The sequence below is a fragment of the Butyrivibrio sp. genome (assembly GCF_024699075.1).
Window position 1 is genome coordinate 24,841 of the sequence record NZ_JAILQF010000106.1, and the last position, 11,594, is coordinate 36,434.

An 11,594-nucleotide genomic window follows, 5' to 3' on the forward strand; every position below is an offset into this window, starting at 1 on the left:
GCTTTTTCCATCCATTGTCCTCTCCATAAGTCCCGCAGCTTCTCCCTACTTATTGCAAACGGACTTATTTTTTAATATTCAAACTTTTCCATGTATTTCATGTATTTAACAACCATAAGTGCAATCTTGAAAGTAATAGCATCTTCAAACACACGAAGATCAAGGCCTGTACTCTTCTGAAGCTTGTCCAGACGATATACAAGTGTATTACGATGTATGAAGAGTTGTCTTGATGTCTCTGATACATTAAGGTTGTTCTCAAAGAACTTGTCTATGGTAACAAGAGTTTCTTCATCGAAATCATCAGGATTCTTGCCACCAAATATCTCTTTTATAAACATCTTGCAAAGAGGTATTGGAAGCTGATAGATAAGTCTTCCTATTCCGAGCTCGCCATAGCTTATAACCTTACGGCCTTCAAAGAAGATCTTTCCAACATCAAGAGCCATCTTGGCTTCCTTGTAGGAACGGCTGACTTCCTTGATCTCTTTGACTGTTGTACCTACAGCAATACGTACTCCCTTAAGACCTTCCTTTTCAAGTTCACCTGCAAGACCTGCTGCAAACTTGCTGATCTCCTGAGGAGTATCAAGTGATGATACATCTTTGACAATGATAACATTATCTTCATCAACTTCTGTTACAAAGTCGTCACCTGTAGAGCCAATATGTGTTCTTGTAAGTTCAAGTGCACCTGCATCTCTTCCGTTATCTGACTCCATGATCATGGTAACTCTTGGAGAATCAGACTGGATATGAAGCTTCTTGGCACGTGAATATATATCAACAAGAAGAAGGTTATCAAGAAGGAGATTCTTGATGAAGTTATCCTTGTCAAAACGCTCTTTGTAGGCAACAAGCAGACTCTGAAGCTGGAATGCTATCATCTTTCCAAGCATGTAGATATTCTCACCGCTTCCCTTTGCAATAAGAATATATTCAAGCTGCTGTTCATCATAAATTTTGAAATACTGCTGACCTTGTATTTCCTGTGAATCCGCAGGAGACGCTACAAACTCTCTTGCAGAAACAGAAACATCTGTTGCTTCTGCCAGTGTAGATGCTACCTCCTTGCCATCAACATCAAGAACACAAAGCTCAACATGGGCTATGTTCTTAAGGCCATCAATAGTATTTTGTAATATCTGATTTGAAATCATTTATGAAGTGCCCCTTTCATTTCACAAGATTAGATATTTCCCCCTTGCTATATTGTAAAGCACTTTAGTGAAAAAATCCATAATTATACAGGCATTTTTTGTGAATAATTAATAGCTAAAGTGGTTTTTCGTTATTTTCGGGGTGATATATATGTTAAACGTCTAAAAAAATTGCACAAAAATAAATTATATATCATTTTTTGGCTTATGCAACCGATATACATAATAAGATATGATTGATTATGATTTCAATCATAACCACACAAGGAGGTGAGGTATATATGGATATTGCTAAACTCTCTACTCAATTATCCATGAGCAAACTTCAAAGCGACTTTGGCGTTGCGATGTTTGCAAAACAGCTCGATACTTACCAGGACATGGGCGAAGCCATGACTGATACCCTCGATGTTATCGGTAAGCAGCTGGAATTATCTGTAAACCCCAGTGTAGGCGGCAATTTTGACGCTTCGGTATAATCTCATTTTGTTGTTACACTCGAATGTCAGTGCAGCCAAGACGCGGCAATCCTAATTGCCGCGTCTTTTTTTATACTGGCATCTTATCTATTTATCCATCCACTTTATAGATCAGTTAATCTATCCGCTTTATAGATCAGTTTTACCTATCTGCATTATTCATCAGCTTTATCAGTTTTTCTTATCCCTCTTTCGAAGATCTCGATCTTGCCTTCCTTCAAAAGTCTTCCTACTGCTCTCTTGAATTCGTTCTTACTCATTGAGATCTTATCCCTTATTATATCCGGGCTTGCCTTATCTGTGAAAGGAAGGACACCGTTATAAGCATCAATTTCTTCCAAAATTTTCTTTGCATCTATATCCATCTGCAGAACAGTCTTTTCCCTAATACTAAGAGTAAGTTTACCATCATCACGAACTGTTATGACTCTGGCATTTACAGTATCACCTATCTGTATATCACCATAAAGCTCCTTCTTTGGTATAAGAGCAGAATACTTATCATCTACTGCAACAAAAGCTCCAAAGTTGTCACTCATTTCGTATACAACACCGCTAACTCGGGAATCTTTCTCATAGCCGCTGTCTGTACTCAGATACTCATAAACATTCATGGTAACGCACAGGCGGCTTGACTTGTCTATGTAGAGTGCGCAAAGGACCTCTTCGCCTTTTCTCACCCTTCTTGTCTGCTCATGGAAAGGAAGAAGCACGTCTTTCTCAAGACCCCAGTCCATAAACGCGCCAACTTTGCCAACATCTGTTACGGTAAGTCTTCCTACCTGATGAAGCATAAGCTTTGGCTCTGTAAGAGTAGATATAAGCCTGTCATCAGAATCTTTATAAAGAAATACTTCAAGCTTATCGCCTATTTTAATATCCTTAGGTACCTGCTTTTTAGGAAGTAGTACTCTTTCACTTCCATCTGTTCCTTCTTCTGCAAGATATATACCAAAGTCAACTTTCTTGGTTACTACCAATGTCTGCTTTTCACCTAAATTAAACATTACATTCCTCCTTTTGGGAACTCATAAATACTACATTTGAAAATGATCAATCTAATGACCTGTTACTCTGTTACTTCAATAACAGAATAAGCTTTACCATTTTCATCATTCAGAGAAACTGTATGTACTAATCTGTCATCTTTCAAAACACTGCAGCATATAGGATATATCACATCTCCAAGATGTGCCTGCATCTTGTATTCTGCTCGAAGCCTTTTGACAAAAGGTGCTTTTTCATCGCTTTCTTTTAACGATCTTATGCTATCAATGGCCATAGTTATATATTGATTGTTGTTAACATGCTGATTGGTATCAAGATGAAAAGGATGAATCAATATTTCCTGTGTGCTTCTTATGTCGCCTTCTTCCGGGAAAGGGATTTTCCTTGGCTGATAATCCATTGGAAGCTTTTCTGATATCTGATAGCCATCAATAATGTCAGGAGTGACCTTTACAGGTCTTCCTGTTTCTAAATTTATAAAGGCCCATATAGAATTGGCAAGTGCAAGGCGCTCACCATCTTCTGTATCCATAAAGAAATTTCTGCATCCTATAAAGCCTTTGATCTCATAAGGAATAGTACCGATTATGACATTTTCGCCAATTTTGGGATATCTTGAAACATCAACCTGCCATGAGTTTATAACCCAGGCAGCACCTTGTTTATCAAGATAGTCAAGTCCGATTCCAAGGTCTTCCGACTGGAAAGTAGAACAATCCTGAAAATAATTCATAAGGGCCTCCATAGATAGGAAGCCCTGAGAGTTGATCTCACTATATCTGATTCTTGATTTAAAACTATACATTTGTATTTCCGTCCAATTTCTAAAAATATTATCTTGTTACCAGTATCGAATTAAGATCTGTCACTCCGATAGTTGCTGCTGCCGCATTTATATACTGCTGTGCGTTAGCACCGTCAAGGTTCTGATAATATGTATATGCCTGCTTATGAGCACCACCTGATGTTACAAGTCCAAGTGAAAGGCCCTGTGCCATTTCTACTGCTGCATCCATCTCTTTGTTATAGATGAAGGCATCTATATACTGGTTGTGCATAGCAACCTCGTATGCATATGTAATAGCAGCTGCCTGAATAGCTTCACCGGCTGTTGAGCTGTATCCAACCTCACTACAGATTATGGATCTTACATCTCCGTCAGGAGCCTTAAATGTTGATGTACACATATAGTCTGTAACTACTTCAATATTCTGCATTGCAACATAAGGTGAAGATATATCATGTGTTACATACTTTGTTGAGTTATTCCATGCATAGCTGTTTGTAAGTGGTACATCATATGGATGAACTGCAAGTGACCAGTCAATGTTACCTTCTGATGAAATGTAGGAATTGAAGATATCGATATAATCTTTTCCTGCATAATATCTGTTAGGCTCATTGGTTGATGCCCACATCTGATCGATACAGGTATAAACATTGGCATTAGCATTCTGTGACTTTATTGCATTGTAGAATACACGGAATGCATTGGCGTTCTCAACAGTGTATGTCGTAACATCTACGTTGGACATATAGTTCCAGAGATATCTTGCATTGATCTCGTTACCGATTACAAAGTTATCGATCTGTCCAAGTCCCTGATTGCTGTATCTTGAAGCAAGGAATGAACCGATTGCCGCAAGAAGCTCTACACCTGACTGATCTGCTGCATTATAAGCATAGTATGAATGTCCTGCTGATCTTGACAGAGGATTGATTGATGTTGTGTCTGAATGCCAGTCATTTAAAAGGACCATGGTACAGGAGATATTGTTCTGCTTGAACATGGATATGAGCCAGTCATAGGCCTGAACAGTTCCTGCATTAAAATTATAAGTCTTACCGTTATAGTTATATGCTATCTGTGCTCCGCTCTTATTAAGAAGCTGTGACATAAGGAGATTGTAAGAGCACTGATCAATTCCAAGAGTTACTATATCGCCTGAATGAATCATAGTAGATTCAGGAATGATACCCTTTTTACCTGCCTGAACCCTTGCTACTGTATGAGTAGCAAGCACCTCAGGATTTGTAATATATGCTGCATTACTTACCTGAGTCATAACTCCGCCCTGTGAAGTAGCAATGACGAACTTCTTATAGAGCATTGAGCTTGCTGAATTATTGTTAAGAGCAACTGTAAAAGTTGCAGTCTTTCCTGCTGCCGCAGTAGCAACCTCTGTGCCTGTAACACCTGTGTCATATACATTCTGAGCATACAAGTGATAAAGTCCATCAGCACTTGATGGTACACTTGATGTTGTAGCCTTAATGACTACGTTAGAACCGCTTATACTGGCGCTAAGTGATACATAACCGTCTGCCTGTGCTGTAATTGTCCCCCTGTCAGAATACATCATAGACATAACTACCAGCACTGCACAAAGTATTGTACAAATACCCCTGCGGACTCCTGCAACAAAACTGTTGTTCCCTCTCATTTATCTCTCTCCTTATTTTTATTGAGATGCGCTTTCATGGCGCAATACTTATTTCATTATACAGGAAAAGTAGGTAAAAAGAAAAGCTCTACAGTTAAATAACTGTAGAGCTTTAACTAAGTAGCTGGGCTAGCAGGATTCGAACCTGCGAAGTGACGGAGTCAGAGTCCGTTGCCTTACCGCTTGGCGATAGCCCATCGACAAGATAAAAGTATACGCACTTTGTTCATTTCTGTCAACAGTTTTTTTAACGTTTTTTTATTCTCGGAAATCCGCGCTTTTTATTAGCGCAGATTTCCGTTCTGAGGCGCATGAATTCTAAGAATATCACCAGCTTCAGGTAAGGTGTCAAGTTCTATGTCAATTATCTGCTGAGGATGAGGTGCTGATTCCTGTGAAGTACCATCTTCTGCATAAATTGCCTTAACCATTGTTTCTATATCTCTTCCGTCAGGTTTCATGATCTCTATAGTCTCGCCTACAGAGAATTTATTTCTCTGTTCAAGACGTGCAAGACCCTTATCATTTACACTTTCAACTATTCCAAGATAAGTATATTCATTGACATAAGTATTGCTGTCATATATCTGTGATTCATCAGAAGGCTTACCAAAATAAAAGCCTGTTGTGAACTGACGATAAGTACATCTTGCAATCTCATCCTTGTACCAGTCCATATTAGCACGGTATTTATCTTCAGACTCAAGATAATCATCAATAGCTTTTCTATAGGTACGGGCAACTGTAGCCACATACAGAGCAGTCTTCATACGTCCCTCGATCTTGAAGGAGTTAATTCCTGCGTCAATAAGCTCCGGAATATGCTCAATCATGCACAGATCCTTGGAATTGAAGATAAATGTGCCTCTCTCATTCTCATATACAGGAAGGTACTCGCCAGGTCTTGACTCCTCAACAACTGCATATTTCCACCTGCAAGGATGTGTGCAGGCCCCGTGATTGGCATCACGTCCTGTAAAATAGTTGGACAAAAGGCATCTTCCTGAATATGATATGCACATTGCACCATGTATGAAAGATTCTATCTCAAGATCATCAGGAATATTAGCTCTTATCTCTTTGATCTCAGCAAGTGACAGCTCTCTTGCAGCAACAACACGCTTTGCTCCAAGATCATGCCAGAACTTGTAAGTCTCATAGTTAGTATTATTGGCCTGAGTTGATACATGTATGTCTATTTCAGGACATATCCTTCTGGCCATCATGAACATTCCCGGATCTGCGATAATAAGCGCATCCGGTCCAAGTTCCTTGAGCTCGTGAAAATATTCCTCTGCTCCTTTAAGATCATAGTTATGAGCAAGGATATTAGCAGTTACATGCACATGCACTCCATGCTCATGAGCATATTTAATACCTGCTGCCATATCTTCTTTGGAAAAATTCCTGGCTTTAGCACGAAGACTAAAAGCTTCTCCGCCAATATACACGGCATCAGCTCCATAATTAACAGCAGTCTTAAGAACTTCAAGGCTGCTGGCAGGTATCAGTAATTCAGGTTTCTTTACTTCTTTCATTAACTTATCTACTTTCTAAAACAAAACAACAATTTATAACACAGGCATATCACCTGGTCTTAACACTAAGCGTTACACCATCACCGGTATTAAGGATCACAGTCTGAAGATCATCTCTGTGAGTTATATCATAGATATATTCCCTCATACGGGCGTGTATGGTCCTGTTACGCCTTGTTACAGCAAATCTTGACTGAACTATGTCTCCATCCTGAAGAACGTTGTCAGTAACAAGCAATCCGCCTTTTTTAAGGACCCTCATAACTTCCGGGAGGAAATTTTCATACTGGCCCTTAGCTGCATCCATAAATACAAAATCGTATCCGGGATTAAGTCCTTTAAGTACGTCAGCTGCATCTCCCTCCAAAAGAGTGATCTTTTTCTTCTTGTCCCAGCTATCAAAATGCTGCCTGGCAACAGGAATTCTCTTTTCATACTTCTCTATAGTAGTTATAACAGCCGGATCATCTGAATATTCAGCCATAAGAAGAGCCGAAAAACCGGTAGCAGTTCCTACTTCCAGAATATTTAAAGGATGCGACAAAGCAAGCAAAAACTTAAGAAGAGACTGCATATCTTTTCTGATAATAGGAACATCATCTTCTATAGCCTCTTTTTCAAGCTTATCAAGATAATCGGCGTTCCCCTTGTCCATGGCACATATAAAATCCCTCATTCTTTCAGGATCCATAGCCATAAGGGCTTCTTCCAAAAAGCGATCTGCCATTACTCTAAATCTTCTCCTTCGCTGCCTTCTGCTTCGCCTTCACCTTCAGTTGTTTCAGCATTATCGCTGTCCATATCTTCACCCTCAGCAGCTCCTGTACCTGTAGAATTATCTTCTATATCGGCATCATCTGAAATATTACTCTCAACTTCAGAAGAATCAGAATCGCTGGTATCGGCATTAGCACAGATTATAGCAAGCATTTCATCAGGAGTCATGGCCGTTGAAAGAGTATATACTCCAGGCTGCTCCAGACCATGATATTCTGAAAAATATTCCTGTATCCTGAAAAGAAAAGCATCCTCTATAAGGCCTGCACCTTCAAGCGCATCTGCAAGCTCTGCTACAGACTCACCTTCAAGTATGGTAACGTTAAAATATTCTCCTTCGCCTTGAGAAACTGCTGTCTGGTTGAATATTCCCCGTCCATAGCTATAAGCTACCTTTGAATACTTTATTAGCAGAAACAAGATTATTATGAGTACTACAACTCTTATTATTTCACTGGTTATTGAAATGCCTACTTCTTTTTTGTTCATTTTAGCTTAATCTCCATGCTGCAAAGATAAATGAGCAGCTAATTATTGAATTTGCACAGAGACTTAAAAGCACAAATTCTTTGTGTCATAACAAACACAATTTTCTTAGTTGTTTCTTAGTTGTCCATTATTATTGGAAGGATCATAGGTCTTCTCTTAGTCTTCTTCCAAATAAAATCACTTAATATATCCTTTATAAGATTCTTGATCTTAGGCCAGTCTGTAATGCCTCTGGACAAAACTTCCGTAACTTCATCCAGAACAAGATCAGTAGCATCTTCTATAAGTTCATCAGACTCTTTGACATATACAAAGCCTCTTGAAACGATAGTAGGTCCTGATACAAGCTGACCACTACCCTTATCAATTCCAACAACAGCTATGACAATACCATCCTGAGCCAGTCTCTGACGATCTCTTAAGACAACATTACCTACATCGCCGACTCCGATTCCATCTACAAGAACTGCGCCTGTAGGAACCTTTCCATGTATTCTTGCGCTGTTTTGATCCATCTCAAGGATATCGCCCGACTTAAGAATAAAGGTATTCTCCTTTGGTATTCCAAGCTTAAGCGCTATCTCTTTTTGTGCAATAAGATGACGATATTCACCATGCACAGGAACTGAATATTTAGGCTTAACAAGATTATATATCAGCTTTATGTCTTCCTGGCAAGCGTGGCCTGATACATGAACATCCTGGAATATAACCTCAGCACCCTTCATCATAAGCTCATTAACCACGTTGGTTACAGACTTCTCATTACCAGGAATTGGTGTTGATGAGAAAATAACCGTATCACCGGGCTTTATTGAAATCTTTTTGTGCTGACCGCCTGCCATACGTGACAATGCAGCCATAGACTCACCCTGAGATCCTGTTGTTATGATAACCTGCTTATTATCAGGATAGTTCTTAAGTTCATCAATATCTATAAGCGTGTTATCAGGGACCTTGATACATTCAAGCTTCTGCGCTATATCGATGACAGTAACCATACTTCGGCCCTCTACGACAACCTTTCTGTCATACTGATAAGCCGCATTTATGATCTGCTGCACACGATCGACATTACTTGCAAATGTCGCAACAATAATACGTGACTTCTTGTGCTCACGGAAAAGAGTATCAAGCGTAGCACCAACAGTTCTCTCTGATGCAGTAAATCCCGGTCTTTCTGCGTTTGTAGAATCGCACAAAAGTGCCAGTACACCTTTTTTACCAATTTCACCGAATCTCTGAAGGTCTATAGGATCTCCGTAAACAGGAGTATAGTCAACCTTGAAATCTCCGGTATGAACTACGATTCCTGCAGGTGAATAAATTGCAAGTGCTGCAGCATCAACAATTGAGTGATTGGTCTTGATGAATTCGACTCTGAAATCTCCAAGATTTATGAACTGTCCGAATTTTACGACTTTACGACGTGTAGAACGCATAAGTCCATGTTCTTCAAGCTTATGCTCGATAAGACCCATAGTAAGTCTTGTAGCATAAACAGGAGCATTAACTTCTTTAAGAATATAAGGAAGAGCTCCAATATGATCCTCATGACCATGAGTGATCACAAATCCCTTAACCTTATCAATGTTATCGATAAGATAAGTTACATCCGGGATTACAAGGTCTATTCCCAACATATCATCATCAGGGAATGACAATCCGCAATCCACAACAATAATACTGTCTTCATAACGGAAGGCAGTAATGTTCATACCAATCTGCTCAAGACCACCTAAAGGGATGATCTGAAGCTTTGAGGTATTCTCTGTATTTTTTTGTTTCTTCAATCAGTGTTTCCTCCACATTCTTTACAGTAACCGTAGAGTTTGACCTCATGATCGATAACCTGAAATCCAGTCTCTCTGGCAATGGAGGCTTCGAGCCCTTCCATCATATCATCCTCAAATTCAAGGACTTTGCCACATTTGATGCATATCAGGTGATGATGGTGATGACGACCTCCGGATGATTGCACATCGGATATCTCATATCTTTCACTACCATCATCGAAGTTAATTCGATCGATAAGATGTAACTCCCTTAGTACCTGTATTGTTCTGTAAACAGTTGCCAATCCGATCTCGGGATGGTCTGCTTTCACCTTGTTATAAATTTCTTCAGCAGTGAGATGCTGCTTTTTGGACGCCTGCAGAGCTTCAAGCACATAAATACGCTGATTAGTGACCTTGAGTCCCTTATCGCGTAGCATGCCCTTAAATGATTCCTGGTTCACATTTTCATGATCTCCCATTGTCAGTCGCCCTCTCTTTAGTGTATATGAATTAAAGCAAGCACAGGATTATAAATCGAGTTCTATACCATCTTCATCAAGTAATTTTACAAATATCTGCCCTACAGCTTTTAGTTCCTGATCATCATCTACAATGCTGTAAAGCGCTTCACTGTCTTTATTATCAGAATCGTCACGAAGAATAAAGGCGTCTCCATCGCCTTCCTCAGAATCAGTTACTAAAAGGTATGTCTTACCTGCAACAACTGTCTGCTCAAGTGCATAAAAATCCTGTGTTCCTTCGCCATCAATGTTAAGTGTGATTTTTTCCATAATAATTTTTCCGTTTATATTAGTGTTTTAAGGCATTCCAAAATCAGGACTTGCCGGGATGATCCTTCTTGGCCATGTTGTCAAGATAGTCCTGAAGTATAAGCTCAGCAGCTATCATGTCGACATGTTCCTTACGATCCTTGCCTCTTATTCCCAGTTCATCCATTATTTCATCAGCTTCCACAGTTGTAAGTCTTTCGTCAAGCATATGAACAGGAAGTCCCGTTCTTCTTTCAAGCTTATCTTTGAACAAAAGAGCCATCTGTGCGCGCTCGCCTACTGATGTATCCATATTTACAGGAAGTCCCAGTACGATTTCTGTGACGTCATATTCTACTATGAGTTCCTCAATACGTGCAAGAGTCTTCCTGAGCTTATTCTCTTCCTTACGACGTATTATCTCCTTGGGCTGTGCGGTACACAAAAGCATATCGCTGATAGCAACACCAACGGTACGTGACCCATAGTCAAGTCCCATATATCTCATACTGATCAAAAACTTCCTTCCTGATAATTACTTCTTCTGATCCCAGTTATTAGTGTGAATATACTGAGTCAGCATTTCTTCAACAAGTTCATCACGCTCTACCTTGCTGATAAGACTTCTGGCTCCGTTATGGCTGGTTATATATGTAGGATCACCGGACATAATATATCCAACTATCTGATTGACCGGGTTGTATCCCTTCTCAACCATAGCTTCATAAACAACTTCCAGTATTTTTCCAACTGCAGTTTCCTGAGGTGTTTCAACTTTAAAAAATTGTGTATGTCCAAGATCCTGTGCCATAAGCATCCTTTCTGCACTTAATATGTGCGCAAAAACCGTATAGATAATTTTATTTTAACCCAATGATTGGTTTCGTGCAACTTAAGTGTCGGTATTACAGGTCACCCTAACGCTTTTTTAAGTAGCAGATATACGCCTATGACGGCCAAAATGACCTTATTTATGAACAGCCATGCCCAAAGCCTTTTTTGTTTATTTAAATATCATAATATCTTCAGTAAGGAATCCTGTGCAGGTACCTTCTGCAAAAGTTCCCGATAATTCTGAAGCTTTCTCGTTATCAGAGATTTCCATGGCAAATCTTACATATCTTTCAGTATGACCTGTCATATACAATTTG

The 11,594-nt window shown here is 39.5% G+C and carries 13 protein-coding genes and 1 tRNA gene; 1 reads left to right on the forward strand and 13 read right to left on the reverse strand.

All coding sequences use genetic code 11. The features are described 5' to 3' along the window. Positions 1-71: 71 nt before the first annotated feature. A complete protein-coding gene (locus K6G87_RS04220) occupies positions 72-1,160 on the reverse strand; it encodes a PucR family transcriptional regulator (protein WP_296834322.1) in 1,089 nt (362 codons plus the stop codon). 281 nt (positions 1,161-1,441) lie between these two features. On the opposite strand from K6G87_RS04220, the gene K6G87_RS04225 reads away from it, so the two are divergent. Further along, positions 1,442-1,639, forward strand: a complete 198-nt coding sequence (locus K6G87_RS04225) for a YjfB family protein (protein WP_296834324.1) — start codon at positions 1,442-1,444, stop codon at positions 1,637-1,639. 155 nt (positions 1,640-1,794) lie between these two features. Here the strand turns inward: K6G87_RS04225 and K6G87_RS04230 are convergent, their stop codons facing one another. The 12 genes from K6G87_RS04230 to K6G87_RS04285 all read right to left on the reverse strand — a co-directional run bounded on the left by K6G87_RS04230 (position 1,795) and on the right by K6G87_RS04285 (position 11,254). Beyond that, on the reverse strand, positions 1,795-2,646 hold the full coding sequence (locus K6G87_RS04230) for a CvfB family protein (protein ID WP_296834327.1): 852 nt from the start codon (positions 2,644-2,646) through the stop codon (positions 1,795-1,797). 62 nt (positions 2,647-2,708) lie between these two features. After that, on the reverse strand, positions 2,709-3,452 hold the full coding sequence (locus K6G87_RS04235; protein WP_296834331.1) for an acyl-[acyl-carrier-protein] thioesterase: 744 nt from the start codon (positions 3,450-3,452) through the stop codon (positions 2,709-2,711). 28 nt (positions 3,453-3,480) lie between these two features. Continuing rightward, positions 3,481-5,091, reverse strand: a complete 1,611-nt coding sequence (locus K6G87_RS04240; RefSeq protein ID WP_296834335.1) for a DUF5722 domain-containing protein — start codon at positions 5,089-5,091, stop codon at positions 3,481-3,483. Positions 5,092-5,215: 124 nt separating this feature from the next. Continuing rightward, positions 5,216-5,288, reverse strand: a tRNA-Gln gene (locus tag K6G87_RS04245). Between the two features lie 87 nt (positions 5,289-5,375). Continuing rightward, positions 5,376-6,629, reverse strand: a complete 1,254-nt coding sequence (locus K6G87_RS04250; protein WP_296834337.1) for a peptidase U32 family protein — start codon at positions 6,627-6,629, stop codon at positions 5,376-5,378. Positions 6,630-6,678: 49 nt separating this feature from the next. Continuing rightward, positions 6,679-7,356: an O-methyltransferase gene (locus K6G87_RS04255; protein ID WP_330669700.1), complete on the reverse strand. Its 678-nt coding sequence runs from the start codon at positions 7,354-7,356 to the stop codon at positions 6,679-6,681. Continuing rightward, entirely contained in the window at positions 7,356-7,895 is a 540-nt protein-coding gene (locus K6G87_RS04260) for a hypothetical protein (RefSeq protein ID WP_296834341.1), read from the reverse strand. The genes K6G87_RS04255 and K6G87_RS04260 overlap by 1 nt, the downstream gene beginning before the upstream one ends. 116 nt (positions 7,896-8,011) lie before the next feature. Beyond that, positions 8,012-9,688 carry a ribonuclease J gene (locus K6G87_RS04265; RefSeq protein ID WP_296834344.1) on the reverse strand — a complete coding sequence of 559 codons (1,677 nt, stop codon included), beginning with the start codon at positions 9,686-9,688 and terminating at the stop codon, positions 8,012-8,014. After that, positions 9,685-10,152, reverse strand: coding sequence for a Fur family transcriptional regulator (locus tag K6G87_RS04270; RefSeq protein WP_296834346.1), 468 nt, complete (start codon positions 10,150-10,152; stop codon positions 9,685-9,687). The genes K6G87_RS04265 and K6G87_RS04270 overlap by 4 nt, the downstream gene beginning before the upstream one ends. A gap of 48 nt (positions 10,153-10,200) precedes the next feature. Beyond that, positions 10,201-10,464 (reverse strand): DUF1292 domain-containing protein, encoded by a 264-nt coding sequence (locus tag K6G87_RS04275; protein WP_296834349.1) that lies wholly within the window; start codon positions 10,462-10,464, stop codon positions 10,201-10,203. Positions 10,465-10,507: 43 nt separating this feature from the next. Then, a complete protein-coding gene (gene ruvX, locus K6G87_RS04280) occupies positions 10,508-10,951 on the reverse strand; it encodes a Holliday junction resolvase RuvX (RefSeq protein ID WP_296834364.1) in 444 nt (147 codons plus the stop codon). 27 nt (positions 10,952-10,978) lie between these two features. After that, entirely contained in the window at positions 10,979-11,254 is a 276-nt protein-coding gene (locus K6G87_RS04285) for an IreB family regulatory phosphoprotein (RefSeq protein ID WP_296834352.1), read from the reverse strand. Positions 11,255-11,594: the final 340 nt, after the last annotated feature.

Coding starts and splice junctions, on each gene's coding strand:
- K6G87_RS04220 (WP_296834322.1), bottom strand. CDS start 1,160: ATGATTTCAAATCAGATATTACAAAATACTATTGATGGCCTTAAGAAC.
- K6G87_RS04225 (WP_296834324.1), top strand. CDS start 1,442: ATGGATATTGCTAAACTCTCTACTCAATTATCCATGAGCAAACTTCAA.
- K6G87_RS04230 (WP_296834327.1), bottom strand. CDS start 2,646: ATGTTTAATTTAGGTGAAAAGCAGACATTGGTAGTAACCAAGAAAGTT.
- K6G87_RS04235 (WP_296834331.1), bottom strand. CDS start 3,452: ATGTATAGTTTTAAATCAAGAATCAGATATAGTGAGATCAACTCTCAG.
- K6G87_RS04240 (WP_296834335.1), bottom strand. CDS start 5,091: ATGAGAGGGAACAACAGTTTTGTTGCAGGAGTCCGCAGGGGTATTTGT.
- K6G87_RS04250 (WP_296834337.1), bottom strand. CDS start 6,629: ATGAAAGAAGTAAAGAAACCTGAATTACTGATACCTGCCAGCAGCCTT.
- K6G87_RS04255 (WP_330669700.1), bottom strand. CDS start 7,356: ATGGCAGATCGCTTTTTGGAAGAAGCCCTTATGGCTATGGATCCTGAA.
- K6G87_RS04260 (WP_296834341.1), bottom strand. CDS start 7,895: ATGAACAAAAAAGAAGTAGGCATTTCAATAACCAGTGAAATAATAAGA.
- K6G87_RS04270 (WP_296834346.1), bottom strand. CDS start 10,152: ATGGGAGATCATGAAAATGTGAACCAGGAATCATTTAAGGGCATGCTA.
- K6G87_RS04275 (WP_296834349.1), bottom strand. CDS start 10,464: ATGGAAAAAATCACACTTAACATTGATGGCGAAGGAACACAGGATTTT.
- ruvX (WP_296834364.1), bottom strand. CDS start 10,951: ATGAGATATATGGGACTTGACTATGGGTCACGTACCGTTGGTGTTGCT.
- K6G87_RS04285 (WP_296834352.1), bottom strand. CDS start 11,254: ATGGCACAGGATCTTGGACATACACAATTTTTTAAAGTTGAAACACCT.